14 protein-coding genes are annotated in these 16,887 nt (G+C 75.6%); all 14 read right to left on the minus strand.

The window, feature by feature from the left end; all coding sequences use genetic code 11:
- Positions 1 to 7 precede the first annotated feature (7 nt).
- On the minus strand, positions 8 to 775 hold the full coding sequence (locus G3T38_RS06165) for an SDR family oxidoreductase (RefSeq protein ID WP_163771216.1): 768 nt from the start codon (positions 773 to 775) through the stop codon (positions 8 to 10).
- Positions 772 to 1,917 carry an acyl-CoA dehydrogenase family protein gene (locus G3T38_RS06170; protein ID WP_163771217.1) on the minus strand — a complete coding sequence of 382 codons (1,146 nt, stop codon included), beginning with the start codon at positions 1,915 to 1,917 and terminating at the stop codon, positions 772 to 774. The genes G3T38_RS06165 and G3T38_RS06170 overlap by 4 nt, the downstream gene beginning before the upstream one ends.
- 94 nt (positions 1,918 to 2,011) lie before the next feature.
- Positions 2,012 to 2,641: a TetR family transcriptional regulator gene (locus G3T38_RS06175; protein ID WP_163771218.1), complete on the minus strand. Its 630-nt coding sequence runs from the start codon at positions 2,639 to 2,641 to the stop codon at positions 2,012 to 2,014.
- 59 nt (positions 2,642 to 2,700) lie between these two features.
- Positions 2,701 to 4,173, minus strand: a complete 1,473-nt coding sequence (locus G3T38_RS06180; RefSeq protein WP_163771219.1) for an aldehyde dehydrogenase — start codon at positions 4,171 to 4,173, stop codon at positions 2,701 to 2,703.
- Positions 4,170 to 5,351: a thiolase C-terminal domain-containing protein gene (locus G3T38_RS06185; RefSeq protein ID WP_163771220.1), complete on the minus strand. Its 1,182-nt coding sequence runs from the start codon at positions 5,349 to 5,351 to the stop codon at positions 4,170 to 4,172. Before G3T38_RS06185 ends, G3T38_RS06180 begins: the two co-directional genes overlap by 4 nt.
- Positions 5,348 to 5,806 carry a zinc ribbon domain-containing protein gene (locus tag G3T38_RS06190; RefSeq protein WP_206675798.1) on the minus strand — a complete coding sequence of 153 codons (459 nt, stop codon included), beginning with the start codon at positions 5,804 to 5,806 and terminating at the stop codon, positions 5,348 to 5,350. The genes G3T38_RS06185 and G3T38_RS06190 overlap by 4 nt, the downstream gene beginning before the upstream one ends.
- Positions 5,807 to 5,817: 11 nt before the next feature.
- A complete protein-coding gene (locus G3T38_RS06195; protein WP_163771221.1) occupies positions 5,818 to 6,186 on the minus strand; it encodes a hypothetical protein in 369 nt (122 codons plus the stop codon).
- A gap of 86 nt (positions 6,187 to 6,272) precedes the next feature.
- Positions 6,273 to 7,808: a hypothetical protein gene (locus tag G3T38_RS06200; RefSeq protein ID WP_338037494.1), complete on the minus strand. Its 1,536-nt coding sequence runs from the start codon at positions 7,806 to 7,808 to the stop codon at positions 6,273 to 6,275.
- Complete coding sequence (locus G3T38_RS06205; RefSeq protein ID WP_163771222.1) at positions 7,805 to 9,457, minus strand: FAD-dependent oxidoreductase; 1,653 nt, start codon at positions 9,455 to 9,457, stop codon at positions 7,805 to 7,807. The genes G3T38_RS06200 and G3T38_RS06205 overlap by 4 nt, the downstream gene beginning before the upstream one ends.
- On the minus strand, positions 9,454 to 10,569 hold the full coding sequence (locus tag G3T38_RS06210; protein WP_163771223.1) for a peptidylprolyl isomerase: 1,116 nt from the start codon (positions 10,567 to 10,569) through the stop codon (positions 9,454 to 9,456). The genes G3T38_RS06205 and G3T38_RS06210 overlap by 4 nt, the downstream gene beginning before the upstream one ends.
- A complete protein-coding gene (locus tag G3T38_RS06215; protein WP_163771224.1) occupies positions 10,566 to 13,013 on the minus strand; it encodes an RND transporter family protein in 2,448 nt (815 codons plus the stop codon). Before G3T38_RS06215 ends, G3T38_RS06210 begins: the two co-directional genes overlap by 4 nt.
- Positions 13,013 to 14,308, minus strand: a complete 1,296-nt coding sequence (locus G3T38_RS06220) for an MlaD family protein (RefSeq protein WP_163771225.1) — start codon at positions 14,306 to 14,308, stop codon at positions 13,013 to 13,015. Before G3T38_RS06220 ends, G3T38_RS06215 begins: the two co-directional genes overlap by 1 nt.
- Complete coding sequence (locus G3T38_RS06225) at positions 14,308 to 15,555, minus strand: MlaD family protein (protein WP_163771226.1); 1,248 nt, start codon at positions 15,553 to 15,555, stop codon at positions 14,308 to 14,310. The genes G3T38_RS06220 and G3T38_RS06225 overlap by 1 nt, the downstream gene beginning before the upstream one ends.
- Positions 15,555 to 16,871 (minus strand): MlaD family protein, encoded by a 1,317-nt coding sequence (locus tag G3T38_RS06230; RefSeq protein ID WP_163771227.1) that lies wholly within the window; start codon positions 16,869 to 16,871, stop codon positions 15,555 to 15,557. The genes G3T38_RS06225 and G3T38_RS06230 overlap by 1 nt, the downstream gene beginning before the upstream one ends.
- Between the last annotated feature and the right edge of the window lie 16 nt (positions 16,872 to 16,887).

Below are 16,887 nucleotides of genomic sequence, written 5' to 3' on the forward strand. Positions count from 1 at the left end.
GTCGGCGTCACCAGGCGCTGTAGCCGCCGTCCACCGTCAGCGACGTCCCCGTCACGTACGACGAGGCCGGCGCCAGCAGGAACCGCACGGCCCCGTCGAGCTCGTGCTGCTCGCCGTACCGGCCCAGCATCGTGCGACCGACGACCGCGCTCGCGAGCTGCTCCCCGCCGGCGTCGGTCATCTCGGAGGCGAAGTAGCCGGGGCACAGGGCGTTGACCCGGATCCCCCGCCGCCCCGACCACTCGGCGGCGAGCGCGCGCGTCAGCCCCAGGACCCCCGACTTCGTGGCGGCGTACGCCGCGTGGGGGAAGCTGCGCGGGGCGAGGTGGCCGTGGACGCTGGCCACGTTGACGATGGCGCCGCCGTCGGCCATCCGGCGCGCGCACTCGGTGGCCGTCCAGAAGACGCCGTCGAGGTTGACCCCCACCACGTCCTGCCAGCCCTGCGGGGTCTCCTTCAGGGCCGGTACGGCGCCGCCCAGCCCCGCGTTGTTGACGAGCCCGTCGAGCCGACCGAAGGCGTCGACCGCCGCCTGGGCCACGCGCGCGCAGTCGTCGGGCCGCGCCACGTCGGCCGCCACGGTCGCGACCTCGACCCCGGCGTCCCGCAGCTCGGCGGCCACCGCCTCGAGCCGCTCGACGCGCCGCGCGGCCAGCACGAGGCGCGCGCCGGCACCCCCGAGGGACCGGGCGAAGCCCGTGCCCAGCCCGCTCGACGCCCCGGTCACGACGACGACCCGGCCGTCGAGACCGAACGGGTCCACGGGGGCGCTCACCCGCGGTCGGCGAGGAGGTCGCGCTGCACGATCTCCATCATGATCTCGTTGGTGCCGCCGTAGATCCGCTGGACGCGGGCGTCCACGAAGGCCCGGGCGACCGGGTACTCCATCATGTAGCCGTAGCCGCCGTGCAGCTGCACGCCGACGTCGATGACGTCGTGCTGCAGCTGGGTGCACCAGGCCTTCGCCTTGGCGGCGTCGACCGCCGTCAGGGTGCCGGCGTTGAGCTCGCGCACGCAGCGGTCGACGTAGGTCCGGGACACCTCGACGGCCGTCCGCAGCTCGGCGAGGCGGTGGGCCGGCACCTGGAAGTCCGCGATCCGCTTGCGGAAGGCCGTCCGCTCCTTCACGTAGTCGACCGTCCAGCCCAGGACGGCCTCCGCCGAGGCCTGCCCGGCGATCGCGATGCCGAGGCGCTCGAGCGGCAGGCTCTGCATCAGGTAGGCGAAGCCCCGGCCGATCTCGCCGAGCACGTTCTCGTCCGGCACGTGCACGCCGTCGAAGAACAGCTCGGCCGTGTCCTGCGCGTGCAGCCCCACCTTGTCGAGCTTGCGGCCGCGGCTGAAGCCCTCCGCCCCGTCCTCGACGACGAGGAGGCTGAACTCGTTGTCGCCGGTCCGTGCGAACACGATGACGAGGTCGGCCAGGATCCCCGACGTGATGAAGGTCTTCGACCCGTTGAGGACCCAGCCCCCGTCGACCCGCGTCGCGGTGGTCGCGATGCCGCGGAGGTCGCTGCCGGCGCCCGGCTCCGTCATGGCGATGGCGCCGATCGTCTCGCCCGTCACGAAGCCGGGCAGCCACCGCTTCGCCTGGTCGGCGTCGGCGTGGCGGAGCAGGTAGCTGAGGACGATGTCGTCGTTGGTGGAGAAGCCGGACTGGAGGGCGGAGGCCCCCACCCGGGCGATCTCGAGCTGCGTGATCATCCGGAACCGGTAGTCGGTGACCCCGGGGCCGCCGTGCTCCTCCGGGACGGCCTGCCCGAGCAGCCCCTGGCGCCCGGCCTCCCGCCACACGTCGCGGTCGATCAGCCGCTGCTCCGTCCACCGGTCGAGGTGCGGCACCACGTGCCGCTGGACGAACTCGGCGACGACCTTCCGGTACTCCTCGTGGTCCGCCTCGAACAGGTCGCTCTCCACGGTCGTGCTCCTCTCCTAGAAACTAATGTCTGTAGGTTAGAGCAGGCGTCGTCCGGGCACCAGGGGTCACCGAGCGTGCGATCGGTGGGAGGGGTCAGGCCTCGGCGACGAGCCGTTCCATGCCCGCGAGGAAGCTGCGGATCGTCTGCTCGAAGATGCCGCGTGCCTCGTGCTCGTTGGCGGCGACCGCGTCGGCGAGGTGCGGGTGCTGGTCGGGGTCCAGGTGCGCGAAGACCGAGCCGTCCGCCCCCACCTCCGGGCGCATCGCCTCCGCGATCGTCGCCCCGAGCGCCAGCTTCTCCATGCCGTCGAGGAAGGGCACGTGGAGGTGCGCCGGGACCCCGCACTCCGCGAGGTAGGCGCACGTCAGCTCGAAGTAGTCCGTGAGCAGGTCGCGCGGCAGGTGCTCGATGAGCAGCGGCGCCGCGCGGCGGTGCGGCATCACCACGGCCCGCAGGTTGAGCGCCAGCTGGGTGAACCACCCGATCCAGTCGTGGTCCGGCGGCGGGTCCGGCACCTCGATCGGCGCGACGATCTCCGCCGCGACCTCCTGCAGGATCGCCCGCTTGTCGGCGAAGTGGTGGTAGAGCGACGGCGCCTTCACGTTCAGCTCGCGCGCGAGGCGCGGCACGCTCAACGCGTCGAGCCCGTCCGCGTCGATGATGGCCAGCGCGGTCCGGACCGTCGCCTCCCGGCTGATCAACGGCTTGCTCGGTCGAGCCACCCCCACCCCTCTCCTCGCGCGCCCGCGGGCACGACGTCAGGCTACGTCCCGCGACAGCCTCAGCGAGCCGCCGGCCCGAGGTAGAGCGACTGGTGGGCGAGGTAGGGCTCCAGGCCCTCGGGGCCGAGCTCCCGGCCCAGCCCGGAGTCCTTCACGCCGCCGAACGGCGCGTTGACGTGCAGCTCGTAGTGGTTCACGCCGACCGTGCCCGACTCGATGCGCCGGGCCACCGCGAGCCCGTGCTCCTCGTCGGCGCTCCACACCGTGCCGCCGAGCCCGTACGGCGAGTCGTTCGCGATCGCCACCGCCTCCTCCTCGTCGCCGTAGGGGATGACCGCCAGGACCGGGCCGAAGATCTCCTCCTGGGCGATGACCGCGGCGTTGTCGACGTCGGCGAACACGGTGGGCTCCACGAACCAGCCGGGCCGGTCGGGGCGCCCCCCTCCCGTGGTGAGCCGCGCGCCCGACGCGCGCCCGGCCGCGACGTACTCCAGCACGCGCTCCTGCTGGGCGGCCGAGACGAGCGGGCCGACCTGGGTGGCGCGGTCGAGCGGGTCGCCCACGACGAGCGCGGCGACGGTGTCGGTGACGGCGGCGACGACCTCGTCGTACCGCGACCGCGGCGCGAGGATCCGCGTGCCGGCGTGGCACGTCTGCCCGTTGTTGGGCAGCGACACCTCGAGCAGCCGGGCGGCGACGAGGTCGAGGTCGGCGTCGGGCAGCACGAGCGAGACGGACTTGCCGCCCAGCTCGAGGGTCGCCGGCCGCAGCAGGCGCCCCGCGGTCGCACCGATCGCGCGCCCGGCCCCGGTCGACCCCGTGAACGCCACCTTGGCGACGTCGGGGTGCTCGACGAGCCGGGCTCCCGCCTCGCGGTCGCCCGGCACCACGTTGAGCACGCCGGGCGGGAGACCGGCCACCTGCGCGGCCCGCGCGAACGCGAAGGCGTCGAGCGCCGTCTCCGGCGGGGGCTTGAGCACGACCGTGCAGCCCGCAGCGAGCGCGGGCGCCAGCTTCATGATCGCGAGCGGCTGCGGGTAGTTCCAGGGCGTGATCGCCGCGACGACGCCGACGGGCACCCGGCGCACGAGGGTGCGCCCGCCGGTCGGGCTCCGGCGCTCCTCCTCGGCGACGAGCGCGGCCGCCAGACGGGCGTAGTAGAACCCGATGAAGGCCGGGGCCCGTCCGTTGACCACCCGGGACAGGGCGATCGGCATGCCGTTCTCGCGACTGACGAGCCGCGCGGTCGCGCGCCCCTCCGCCTCCAGCGCCCCGGCGAGGACCGCGACCGCGGCACCCCGCTGCTCGGCGGACCACGCGGCCCACGGACCCCGCAGGGCGGCGCGCGCGGCGGCGACCGCGGCGTCCACGTCGTCCGGGCCGGCGAGCGGGGTGCGCCCGAACGGGAGCCCGGTCGCCGCCTCGACGACCTCGGCACCTCCCCCGGTCGGTGCACGCCAGCCGCCGTCCACCCAGAGCCCCGGAGGGACCAGCAGGTCTTCCTCCGCCACGGTCGCGGTCGTGCTGGTCATGCGATCACCTCCGCCGTGCCGAACAGCACGGAACTCACCATCGGGGCCATCGGGCCACCGATGAACAGGGACGTGCGGACGTCGTCGACCTGGTTGGTCGACGTGCCGCGGATCTGGCGGACCGCCTCGACGGCGAGACCCATGCCGTTGACGAAGGAGCCCGCGATGTTGCCGCCGTTGGTGTTGACCGGCAGCCGTCCGCCCGGCGCGGTCAGCTGCTCCACCGTCATGACCTCACCTGCCGCCGGCCCCGGCGGCACGAGGCCGTGGTCGATGAGGGAGGCCACCGCCGGGCCGGAGAAGTTCTCGTAGACCTGCACGACGTCGACGTCGGCGGGACCGAGGCCCGCCGCCGCCCACAGCCGCGCGGCGACCCCGCCGCCGCGCGCCCCCGGGCCGAACCCGGCCGTCACGTAGGGCGTGTCGTTCTCCGTCGTCCCCGCGTAGCCGCCCGGCGCCCCCTGGGCCGCCGCGACGACGTACGCCGGGTCGGGCCGCAGCGCGCGCGCCCGCTCCGCCGGGACGACGACGAGCGCCACCGCACCGTCGTTCTCGCGGCTGCAGTCGAAGAGGTGGAACGGCTCCACGATCAGCCGGGAGGCCTCGTAGGTCTCCACGTCGAGCGGGCGCCCGTGCCCCACGGCACCCGGGGTGCGCTGCGCGTGCGCGTACGCCGCGAGCACCAGCGCCCGCATCGCCTCGGCCGGGACGCCGTCCACCTCGAGCATCCGCTGGGTGCGCAGCGCGCAGACCTGGGCGGGGGCGGCGACGCCGTGCGCGAGGTAGTGCTGGTCGAAGTGGTACTTCGCGTAGCCGAGCCGGCCGATGTCGGCCTGGGCCATCCCGCGGAAGACGACGACGCACTCCGCCTGCCCGGTCGCGACGGCCGCGGCCGCCTGCCCGATCGCCGCGGCGGCACCGCCGCCCCCGCCGCCCCACACCATCGACGACCACCGCAGCTCGTCGATGCCGAGCTCCGTCCCCAGCACGGGACCCGTGAGGTCGCCGCCCGCGTAGGACACGAAGCCGTCGACCTCCCGCGGCTCGACGCCCGCGTCGGCGCAGGCGTCCAGGACGGCCTCGAGGACCATCCGGCGCTCGCCGCCCGGCCCCTGGCCGCGGGGGTGGAAGTGGTCGGCGACCCCGACGACGGCGGCGGCGCCGCGGAGCCCGCTCACGCGGCCACGTCCTGCTGCGTGCCGACGGGCGCCCACCGCAGCAGCGGCCAGGCCGCCCCGGGCACGTCCTCGATGCGACCGACGACCTCCTCGCCGATCCGGAACCCGCGCGCCGGGTCCACCCCGGCCGCCGCGCGCCCCAGCACCCGCGACCCGCCGGCGCCGGGCAGCTCGACGAGCACGGTCGTGTACGGCACCGCGTCCGGCCCCAGCTCCACCAGGTAGGGGTGGTGCGTCCGGATCCAGCTGAACACCCGGCCGCGCGGCTCGACGTCCTCCCAGCGGACGTCGAACGACCGGCAGCCCGGGCACAGCAGTCGCGGGGTCCACCGCCAGGTCCGGCAGCGGCCGCACCGCTGGAGCAGCAGCCGCCCCTCCCGCAGGCCCTCCCAGTGGGGCCGGTCGAGCCCGTCGTCCGCGGGGCCGCAGGGCAGCTCCCCGGACACCTCGGTCACGGCAGCGGCACTCACTCCGTGGCCCCGGTCTCGACCTCGGCCTCCGGCTCGAAGTTCTCGAGGCCGTCGGCCCTCCAGACGCCGTCGATCCCCCGGGTCCACCACGACCGCAGCGCGATCGGCGCGGACCCGTCCACCGGCGTGTAGACGGCCTCCCCCACGCCGTGCACCGCGCCGGTCCGCTCGGCCAGACCGATCCGGCGGACCTCGGCGGCCACGGCGCCCCGGGGCGTGCGCACGCCCTCGAACACCCCGGGCACGACGCCGGGGGCCATGTCCGCGAGCACCGCCTCGAGGTCCCCGCGCTCCACCGCCTCGACGTGGGCCCGGTAGGTGCCCTCGAACGCGGCGAGCGCCTCGTCGGCTCCGTGGGTCGTCATGCGTCCAGCTCCTCAACCATGCGTCTAGCCTAATGTCTTTAGGTTATTCGGGGCAATGCCCCCGCCGCCCCGACACGCGCTCCCGGTCAGACGAGCGTGAACGAGCCGTCGGCCCGCACTCGCGCCCGGCTGCCCTCCGCGGCCGCCGTCACGAGGTGCGCCGCCAGGGCGGCGTCGTCGCTCGCGGCCAGCGTGCGGCCCCGGCGGTCGGGACCGTCGGGGTCGCGGGGGCCGTCGCGACCGTCGACCCGCAGGGCGGCGAGCACGCGCTCCGGGCGCAGGTCCCGGTCGTGCACGACCGTCCACGCCTCCAGCTCCGCGGGGCCGTCCCACGTCGCGACCACCGGCGTCGTGCCGACCGCGTCCACCGCCGCCTGCGTGGCCCGCGCCGAGGCGCGCCGGAAGCCGTCGCGGGGCGGCGCCGCGCCGTACACCCCGATGCTGTGCTTCGTGAGGTAGCCGCTGTTCGCGGTCACCAGGCCCGGTCGCTGCTCGGCGAGCACCCGCTCGTGCATCGTCGCCAGGGCGTGGGTCGTGTAGTTGTTCCACGGGCCGCCGGCGAAGGTGAGGCCGCCGGTCACCGTCAGCTCGCGCCCGGGGTCGTCCACGGGGAGACCGAGCTCCGCGGCCGCGACCTGCACGGCCGACGGGAAGCACGAGTAGAGGTCGACCGGTCCGAGGTCCGCGAGGGCGACCCCCGCGAGGTCGAGGGCCGCCGCGCCCGCCAGCCGGATCGCGGGCGAGCCCGCCAGCACCGGCCGGGCGGCGATGGCCGCCGTGTCGGACGCCTCCGCGCCCGCGAGCGGGAAGACCCACCGGTCCTCGGGCACCCCGAGCCGTCGCGCCGCGGCCACCGAGCACACCACGACCGCGGCCGCCTGCTCCACGGCGTTGTTGGAGCTGAGGAGCTTGGGGTACGGCGCGGCCACCATCCGGTTGCGGGGTCCGGGGGTGCCGATGGTCGCGGCGTCCGGGGCGTCCCGCACCCAGGCGTGCGGGTTGGTGGCGGCCACGGCGGCGAAGCGGGCCCAGAGGTCCGCGACGCGCCGGCCGTGCTCCTCGACCCCGCGACCGGCCGCGGCCCGCACCGCCTGCTCGACGAGGGGGTAGACGTGGACGGGGCGGTCGAGCCCGACGCGCACCTCCGTCTCGTGCCGCATCGGCACGTCGGGCCGGGTCTCGGTCGGGGCGGCGTCGTCCGGCTCCTGCTCCCACGCCGGGCGGCGGCCCTCGGCGCGCAGCGCGGTGCGGGTGCGCCACGCCTCCGCTCCGCCCACCACGACGACGTCGCAGCGTCCCGCCGCCACGTCCTCGCAGGCGTCGTTGACGAGTGCCTGGGGGTGGCTGCCGCCGTTGCCCGTGTAGACCGTGTGCCGCACCGACGTCCCGAGGGCGGCCGCGACGAGCGCGCCCGGGTCGCGGTAGCGCCACGACAGCAGCCCGACGACCCGCACCGAGTCGATCGCCCCGAGGAGGGCGGGCGCGCCGGCGGAGGCCGCCGCGCGCCGTACCGCCTCCGCGAGCATCTGCACCGGCGACCGCGTCTCGTCGCGCTCGTCGTCGCGCACCGTCCACTGGCCGCCGCCGACGAGCACGGGGGTCCGCGGGTCCAGGGCGCTCACTCCTCGCCCCGGGCGACGGCGAGCAGCGCGGGCACGTCCACGAGCTTCACCCGCGGCCGGCGCTCGGCCCGCCCGCTGCGCTTCTCGTGCTGGTCGATGGCGCGCCACCCGGCCAGCCCCACGTGCTCGGGCAGCAGGTCGGGGAGCGTCGCCGCGTCGGCGACGGGCGCGGGCAACCGCCCTGCGGCGAAGTCGTCGAGCAGCCGGCCGACGGTCTCCCGGGCGCACACCTTGTTCGTGCCGATCACGCCCGAGGCACCCCGCTTGATCCACCCCGTCACGTAGACCTGGGGCACCGCGGCGCCCCCGGTCGTCGCCAGGACGCGACCGCCGTCGTGCGGCACCACCCCCCGCACCTCGTCGAAGGGCAGGTCGGGCACCGGCCGGCCGTGGTAGCCGACCGCCCGCAGCACCAGCCCGCACGCGAGCTCCTCCACGTCGGCGGTGGGCCGGGCCACGACCCGCCCGTCCTGCTCGACCACCTCGTTGCGCACGAGCCGCACGCCCTCGACCCACCCGTCGCCCAGCACCGCGGTCGGCGACGCCGCGAAGCGCAGGGTGACGCGGCGGTCGTGGCGCGGGGTGCGGGTGCCCAGCTCGGCCAGCAGCTCCGTCTTGAGGTCCCCGGCGGTCCCGGGCGCGGCGGGGCCGCCCAGCTCGTCCGGGCGCACGACGAGGTCGACGCCGTCGCAGTCGGCCAGCCCCAGCAGCTCGGGCGTCGTGAACGCCGCCTGCGCCGGTCCGCGCCGCCCCACGACGACGACCTCGCGGATCCGGGAGGCGCGGAGCGCCGTGAGCGCGTGGTCGGCGATGTCCGTGCGCGCCAGCCGTGCCGGGTCGCTCGCGAGCACGCGGGCCACGTCGAGGGCCACGTTGCCGTTGCCCAGCACGACGGCCCGCTCCGCGGCGAGGTCGTAGGTGTGGTGGGCGTGGTCGGGGTGGCCGTTGTACCAGGCCACGAAGTCGGTGGCCGCGTGCGAGCCGGGCAGGTCCTCCCCGGGGATGCCGAGGCTGCGGTCGCTGGACGCCCCCACCGCGTAGACGACCGCGTGGTAGCGCTCCAGCAGCTGCGCGTGGGCGACGTCCCGTCCCACCTCCACGTTGAGGAGGAGCCGGAAGCCCTTGCGCCGCATCGTCTGGGCGAAGGCGCCGGCCGCGAGCTTGGTGTCCTGGTGGTCGGGCGCGACGCCGTACCGCACGAGCCCACCGGGCGTGGGCAGCCGCTCGAACATGTCGACCTCCACCGCGAGGCCCCGCTGGGACAGGAGCTCCTCCGCCGCGTACGACGCGGAGGGCCCCGACCCGATCACGGCGACCCGCAGCGGTCCGTCCGGGGCGCCCGTCCACGTGCGGACCGGCGGCCGTGGTGCCTCGTCGGGGTAGTCCGTGCGGCCCGGCGCGGCGAAGTAGCGGGCGTTGATCTCCTCGTAGCGGGCGAACTCCTCGGGGAGGTCGTGGTCCGCGGCGATCGCGCCCACCGGGCACGCGTCGACGCAGGCGCCGCAGTCGATGCAGCCGTCGGGGTCGATGTAGAGCATCTCCGCCGTGCCGTAGTCGGGCTCCTCAGGCGTCGGGTGGATGCAGTTGACCGGGCAGACGGCGACGCAGGCGGCGTCGTTGCAGCAGCTCTGGGTCACGACGTGGGTCACGGGGCCTCCTCCTCGGAGCCGGTGTCGGACTGGGGGTCGGTGCCGGGGTCGGTCGCGCCTGCCGCCGGCGGCAGGTTCGACGGCGGCGCCGTCGGGTCGTCGGGCTCGTAGCCCGCGGCGTACTCGACGTCACCGTCCTCGAGGAGGCCGCCCACGAAGTCCTGCCACACCGCGAGCTGTGCGCGGGCCGTGAGCGCCTCGACGAGCGTGTCCCGGACCTGCTCGAAGGCCAACGGCTCACCGGGGACCACCGCGGTCACCTGGCCGACGTTCCACCCGAAGGCCGACTCGACGGGGCCGAACAGCGCGCCGTCCTCGGCGCCGAAGGCCGCCACGGCGAAGGCCGGGTCGAGGTCGGCCGCCGCGTAGGTGCCGAGGTCGCCGCCGGACGCCGCGGTGCTGGCGTCCCGCGACACCTCGCGGGCCACGGCGGCGAAGTCCTCGCCCCCGGCGATGCGGTCGCGCACGGCCTCGGCCTGGTCGCGGGTCTCGACCACGATGTTGCGCAGGCTGCGCTGCTCCGCGGTACGCATCTCGTCCTCGCGGGCCGTGTACTCCGCCTGCGCCTCCTCCGCCGTCGCCGCCGGCACGTCGGCCACCACCTGCTCCATCAGGCGGTAGGTCGTCATCGTGCGCTCGATCTCGTCGCGGACGTCGTCCTCGGTGATGCCCTGCTCGGAGAGCCAGTCGACGAACAGCGAGCGGTCGCCGGCGAGCCGCTCGTCGACGATGCGGTCGAGCTCGTCGCCGACCTCCTTGTCGGAGACGTCGATGCCGCGGTCGGCGGCGGCGTCCGCGATCAGCTCCGCCGTCGCGTAGGCCTTCGCGGCGCCACGGCGCAGCTCCTCACGCGCACCGTCGTCCTCGGGGAGGTCCATCTGGTAGAGCGCCCGCAGCACCTCGATGCGCTCGTCGAGCGCCTCCTCGGTCACGACCTCCTCGCCGACGGCGAGCAGGGCGTCGTCGGGCAGGCCGCGGTCCCACGTCATGGCGGTGACGGTCACCGAGCCGACGACGAGGGCGCCGGCAGCGAGGAGCGCCGGCACGCGCTGGCGCTCCGGCGGCAGTGCGCGGCGGCGCAGGCGGGACACGAGGTCGGCGAGGGACGTCATCCGACGGGCTCCTTGTCGGTCGGGCGGGGGCGAACGGCGCGGGAGGTGCCCGGGCCGGGGCGGTCGCGGGTGGGGACGGCCGGGGCCGCCGCAGCTGGGGCCGGGTCGGGCCGCGGCCCGCCGCGGCGCAGCGCCGGCTCGACGGCCACGACGAGCGCGGCCGCCGCGAGGGAGGCGAGCACGCCGCCGGCCAGCGTGAGGCCGAAGGAACGGAGCACCGCCAGGTCGGACAGGGCCAGGCACGCGTAGCCGAGCGTGCCCGCCACCGCGGCGGCGAGGACGCTGCGCCGCAGGTGCCGCCACCCCGGCCGCCGCGCCTGGCGGAGCATGAGCACGAACTCCGCGGAGGTCACCGTCACCAGCGCGCCCACGGCCAGCGTCAACGGGTTGAGGGCGGAGCCGCTGACCGCGACCGCGGCGAACACCCAGCCGGTCGCCGTGGCCGACGTGGCCACCACGGCCAGGGCGCGGCGGCGGGACCGCGTGACGACCGCGACCGCGAGGCCGGCGCCGAGGATGCCGAGCGTCCCGACGAGGTAGCGCTGGGACGAGGCGGCCTCGAGCCCGCTGCTCGCGACCACCGGCAGCCCGGCGAGCTCGACCGTGTAGCCGGGTGGCGGCTCGGGGAGCGCCGCGCGGAGCTCGTCCACCAGCACCCGCTGGTCGTCGAGATCGTCGAGCACGACGCCGTACGTCGAGGCCGCGGTCGTCCGGTCGGTGCTGACGGCGGCGCTGAGCAGGTACGACGGGAGCAGCTCCGCCGCGGCGTCGACCTGGTCGAGCGTGGCGTCCTCGCCGAGGAACCCCAGCAGGCGGTCGACGGTGAGGAGCGGACGCAGGCGGTCGGCGTACCCGGTGGCGACGACGTCCTCGGCCTCCGTGCTCCAGCGCGCGGCCTCGGGGGTGAGCACGTCGTCCCCGCGGAGCACGACCGTGATCTCGCCGGAGAACCCGAGGACGTCCTCGGCCGCCTCGACGTCGGCGAGCTCGGGCAGGCCGGCGGCCAGCTCCTGGGGGCTCGTCTGCAGGGGCAGGGAGGGGAGCGCGGCCCAGCCCACGACGGCCAGCGCGGCCGCGGCGACGGCCCCGGCGAGCCGCGGGCCGCGGGCCGGGGGCGCGGGACGGGCGGCGGCGTCCTCGGTCCCGGCGTCCTCGGTCCCGGCGTCCTCGGTCCCGGCGGGCTCGGTCCCGGCGGGCTGCACCGCGCCGAGGACGCGGCGCAGCACGAGCGCCCACCCGGCGGTGACCACGATGCCGAGCGCGAGCGCCACCCCGAACTCCTGCACCAGCGGCAGCGGCGACACGACGAGCGAGGCGAACGCCACGACCGCGGCGGCGACCACGGCGAGCACCTGGCGACGGGCACCCGCCTGGCTGAGGTAGAGCGGGAAGTCGCTGCCGACGCCCAGGATGATCGGCAGGAAGGCGACGACGCCCAGGGACAGCGGGCGGTCCGCCCAGCCGAAGACGGCCACGGTCGTGGCGGTGCCCAGCAGGGCGCACGCGACCGGCCGGAGCCGGTCGCGACGACGGCGGGCCCACGGGACGAGCAGGAAGACCGCGCCGACCGCGACCAGCGCGAGGAGACCCAGGCGGGGCGCCTCGTCGGCGGCGGTCGCGGAGACGGCCGACGTCAGGGCCGGCACACCCGTGATGACGGGGTCGGAGGCGAGGCGGAGGCCGGTCGCGTCGGCCGCGGGGCCTGAGGGGCCTGAGGGGCCCGAGGGGTCGGGGGCGGCCGAGGTGGTCGTGGCCGTCTCGACCGCGTGCCGCACCTGGCGGGTCAGCTCCGCGTTCTCCGCCTGGTCGAGCCCCGCCCGGGGCTTGACGAGCAGGGTCGCCGACTTGGCGTCGGGCACGAGGAAGCGCCACATCGGCTTCGGCGTCCCGTCGTCGTCGAACAGCACGCCGCGGGCGAACGACGGGTTCCGCAGGGTGGGCAGTCCCACCCCCATGCCGTCGGCCAGCAGGGTGCCGTACCGCTCCTCGAGCGGCGCCACGGCCGCGTCGCCCGCGGCGACGGCCTCCGCGTCGGAGGCACCCGCGGCCCGCGCCTCCTCCTCGGCCACGTTGCGGGTGGCGTCGACGGCACCGCTGATCTGCACCAGCACGTCCTGGATCGCCTGGGCGGTCTGGTTGAGCACCGTGCCCGGCCCGTAGACCGCGGCGACGTCGTCCAGGCCGGCGAGGCGTCCCTCCAGCGCGACCAGCTGGTAGAGCTGCTCGGTGTCGGCGAGGAGGCCCGCCCCCTCGCCCCCGTCGAGCAGCACGACGAGGGGGTCCGCGCCGTACGCCTCGTCGCGCGCCTCGAGCTCCGCCGCCGCGTCGTCCCCGCGCGGGACGAACGAGGCGACGCTCGTGTCCACCTGGACCCGGCCCAGGCCCCACGCGACGGGGGCGAGGACCGCGAGCAGGACGAGCGCGGACAGGATGCGGCGGCGCATCACTCCTCCCGTTCCACCCGCGGGTACGTGCCCTGGTAGGGCTGCGGGTCCTCGGCGGCGCCGGGGGCGGGGTAGGGGTTGTTCCAGTGCAGCGGGTTGATCTCGAGGAGCCGCAGCGGGTTCCCGCGCACGGAGTACTCGCTGAAGATCGGCGAGAGCCGCACCGGTCGGACCCCGTTCTCGACCTGGCCGTCGAAGGACGAGCCGAAGTTGCCGAAGAACGTGCCGATGTCGGTGGCGTACGGCGAGAGGTAGTCCACCATCGGGTTCACGTCGCGCAGCAGGACGTCGACGTCGGGGGCGATCGCCGACAGGTTCGCGGCGAGCTCCGGCACCGGGGTGAGGGTCTCGTCGGCGCGTCCGAGCGCCGAGTCCATGAAGGGCAGGAGGGCCCGGAGCTGCTCGGTGACGGCGGGCAGGTCCTGGCTCGCGATGCCGAGGTCGGGCGCCGCCGCCGACAGGCTCGTCGCCACGGGCGACAGGTCCTCGCCGAGGCCCCCGAGGGTGCCGAGCGCGGTGTCGGCGGACGCCATCAGGCCGGGGAGCGCCCGCATGGTGGCCTCGAGGTCCTCGCGCTGCCCGGCCACCGTCTGGGTCACGGTCTGCGCGTCGCCGACGAGGGTCGTCAGGTCGGAGCGTCCGGTGTCGAGCGCGTCGAGGATCGTGGTCGCGTCGCTGACGAGCAGGCGCAGGTCCTCGCCCTGCGCGGCGACGGCGTCGACCGCGGTGTAGCCCTCACGGCCGAGGTCGCCGAGCCCGGCCATGACGGCGGACAGCTGCTCGGAGGTGCCGTCGGTGGAGGCCCCCAGCGAGGTGAGCGCGTCGGCCAGGCTGGCGCGCGTCTCGGGGTCGAACGTCGCGACGACCTCGTCGATGTCGACCGCGGGCACGACGGCGTCCGCCGCGAGGCGGGCGCCGTCGTCGAGCTCGGGGCCGTCACCGTCCTCGACGGCGACGAAGGACTGGCCGATCACCGACTTCACACCGACCCGCACCGTCACGCCCTCGTGGAGCGGCGCCACGTCCCGGTCGAGGTCGAGGGTGACGGTCGCGGACCCGCCCTCGATCTCCGTCGACGCGATCGTGCCGACCTTCACGCCGGCGATGCGGACCTCGCCGGCGGGCTGGAGGTTCTTCACGTCCGTGGTCGTGAAGCTGACCCGGTAGGTGTCGTCGTCCCACGGGAGCGTGCCTCCGGCGGAGGACCAGAACCGCAGGAAGCCCACGACGCAGATCCCCACGATCACCCCGACGACGACGAGGCCGCGGAGCCTCAGGCTGCGTGCTGCGTTCATCAGCGTCCCTCCTGCTCGATGCCCTCGTCGCCGAGGCCACCCGTCGGGTTGGTGAGGTCGACGGTCACGTTGGCGCGGCCGAGACCGCCGTTGGCGTCGTAGAGCGAGAAGGAGGACGACGTCTGGTAGACGAAGGCCGCCAGGTCGTCCATCCACGGCACGATCCGCTCGGTCGCCGACGGCAGGAACCGGGTGACCGAGGTGTCGAGCGACGTGGCGGCGGCGGCGAGCTGCGGGACGACGGGCCGGAGGTCCGCCACGACCGGGCCGGCCTTGTCGATCACCGGCGCGGCGCCGGCGACGAAGCGGCGGATCGCCGCCACGGTCCCGGTCAGCTCCCGCGTCGCCTGGGGCAGCGCCGCGGCGGCCGCCACCACGTCGTCGAGCGTGGGGTCGAGCGAGGCGGTGAGCGTCTGCACCGTCGTCATCGAGGAGCCGAGGCTCTCGGTGAAGCCGGGCAGCGACGCGAGGGAGGCCGCCAGCTCGGTGTCGCGGGCCGCCAGGGCCGCGAGGGTGTCGTCGAGCGAGGCGACGAGGGAGGCGAGCCGCTCGTCGTCCTCGCCGGCGGTCTCGGCGATCACCGCGAAGGAGCTCACGATGCTCGCCAGGTGCTCCCGCCGCTCGTCGAGCAGCTCGAGCACCGGCTGGAAGCTCGTCATCGCCCCGCGCGTGGCGTCGAGCCCGGGACCCAGGTCGACGGCCGCGTCCGTGAGGGCGACGTCGGCCTCCTCCAGGAGCGACGTCAGGGCGCTGCGGGTGCGGGAGTCGAGGTTGTCGAGCAGCTCGTTGGGCTGGATCGCCCGGTCGGTCTGCTGGACGGGGATGACCGCGCCCCGCTCGAGCGGGGCCGCCGGCGGGCCGCCCGGGTCGAGAGTCACGTACATGACGTTGAGCGGCGACTTGGTGCGGATGACGACGCGGGCGTTCTCGTAGACGGTCTGGTCGGGGTCGATCGACATGGTCACGCGGGCCGTGCCGGCCTCCGTCGGCTCCGCGTCGGTGATCCGCCCGACCTGCACGCCGGCGATCCGCACCTCCTGCAGCGACTCGGGCCGCACCGCGGGCGCCTTGTCGAAGTCGGCCGCGAAGGTGAAGCGCTCCTCCCACGGCTTCTCCCACGACTGCCCGGCGAGGATGTAGACGCCGCACGAGATGCCGAGCACGAGGCACACGAGCACCGCGGACAGGTCGCGCAGCAGGCCGGGCGTCGTGCGGATCCGCTCCACGGCGGTGGTGATCCTGGACATCACTCGACTCCTGCGATCCCGGGGACGAGGGCCGCGAGGGCCTCGTCGAGCGCCAGCGGCGCGACGGAGGACGGCCCGGCGCCGGCCTGGAAGTTGAGCAGGCTGCCCTGGGCGTCCTGCGTCATCGACGAGCGGTCGAGGTTGACCACCATGTAGGCGATCTCCTCGTAGAACCGGTTGTCGGCCTGGATCCCGCCACCGGAGTTGCGGTACTCGCCCTCGCCCCGCCAGGGCGACCCCAGCTTCGCCAGGATCGGCCCGTCGAGCCGGTCGAGCACGGGACCGCGGAGGTCGTCGACCACGCTCGTGAGGGTGGGTACGACGGGGGTCAGCCCCCCGACGAGCTCCCGTGCGTCCTGGAGGAGCGGGACGGCCTGCTCGAGCACCGGCTCCGCCTCGACGAGGGTCGGCTGGAGCACGTCGACCAGCGGCGGGAGGACGGCGAGCGTGGGGCGCAGCGCCGTCACCGTCGTGTCGACCCGCTGGAGCGTGGAGTCGAGCGCGGCGAGACCCGCGTCCGTCGCGTCGAGGGCGGCGGGCAGCGCCGCCACCGTCTGTGCGAGGGCCGTGCTCCCGTCCGCGAGGGTGCCCGACACCACCGCGAGGTTGTCGAGGGAGGAGCCCAGGGCCGCGTCCTCGGACCGGAGCGCCACGCCCACGCCGTGCAGGTCGGTCACGAGGCCCGCCAGCTGGCCCTCGCCCGGCGTGCCCTGGAGCGCCTCGAGCGTGCCGGCGGCCGGCGGGAGGACGTCCGGGGCCGTCCGCAGCACCTGCTTGAGGGGCTCGCCGCCCGCCTCGAGGCCGCCCTCGAGGTTGCCGACGAGGGACTGCGTGGCCGTGCGCGTGTCGCGCGGGAGGGCCTCGAGCACCCGGTCGAGCTCCACGGGCAGGCGGGTGCGGTCGGTGGGGATGGTGGCGCCGTCGTAGCTCCCGTCGCCGCCGCGCGCGAGCTCGACGGCGTACTCGCCGCCCAGCACGGTCAGCGGGACGATCCGGGCCGACGGCGACGAGCCGAGGGTGTCGACGGCGTCCTCGTCGACCTTCATCTCGACCCGTGCCGTGCCGTCGTCGGTGTGGTCCACCGCGGTGACGACGCCGACCTGCAGGCCGGCCAGCTTGACGCGGGTCTTGCCCGGCACCACCCGGTAGCTCTCGGCGAACTCGGCGGTGATCGTGTCACCGCTCCGCAGCGCGACCTTGATCTGGTTCTTCAGGCCCAGGCCGAGCAGGACGGCGGCCATCACGACGACGAACACCGTGCCCTTGCGGACGAGGCTGCGTCGACGCGGGGTCCGCGTGCGTGCGATCGAGGACATCTCGTGTGCTCCGTCT

This window comes from Nocardioides zeae, assembly GCF_010686755.1.
Lineage (GTDB): Bacteria > Actinomycetota > Actinomycetes > Propionibacteriales > Nocardioidaceae > Nocardioides > Nocardioides zeae.

What these genes read in the sequence shown, in the direction of transcription:
- G3T38_RS06215 (WP_163771224.1), bottom strand. Translation starts at nt 13,013, where the DNA reads ATGCGCCGCCGCATCCTGTCCGCGCTCGTCCTGCTCGCGGTCCTCGCC.
- G3T38_RS06220 (WP_163771225.1), bottom strand. Translation starts at nt 14,308, where the DNA reads ATGAACGCAGCACGCAGCCTGAGGCTCCGCGGCCTCGTCGTCGTCGGG.
- G3T38_RS06210 (WP_163771223.1), bottom strand. Translation starts at nt 10,569, where the DNA reads ATGACGTCCCTCGCCGACCTCGTGTCCCGCCTGCGCCGCCGCGCACTG.
- G3T38_RS06195 (WP_163771221.1), bottom strand. Translation starts at nt 6,186, where the DNA reads ATGACGACCCACGGAGCCGACGAGGCGCTCGCCGCGTTCGAGGGCACC.
- G3T38_RS06180 (WP_163771219.1), bottom strand. Translation starts at nt 4,173, where the DNA reads ATGACCAGCACGACCGCGACCGTGGCGGAGGAAGACCTGCTGGTCCCT.
- G3T38_RS06225 (WP_163771226.1), bottom strand. Translation starts at nt 15,555, where the DNA reads ATGTCCAGGATCACCACCGCCGTGGAGCGGATCCGCACGACGCCCGGC.
- G3T38_RS06230 (WP_163771227.1), bottom strand. Translation starts at nt 16,871, where the DNA reads ATGTCCTCGATCGCACGCACGCGGACCCCGCGTCGACGCAGCCTCGTC.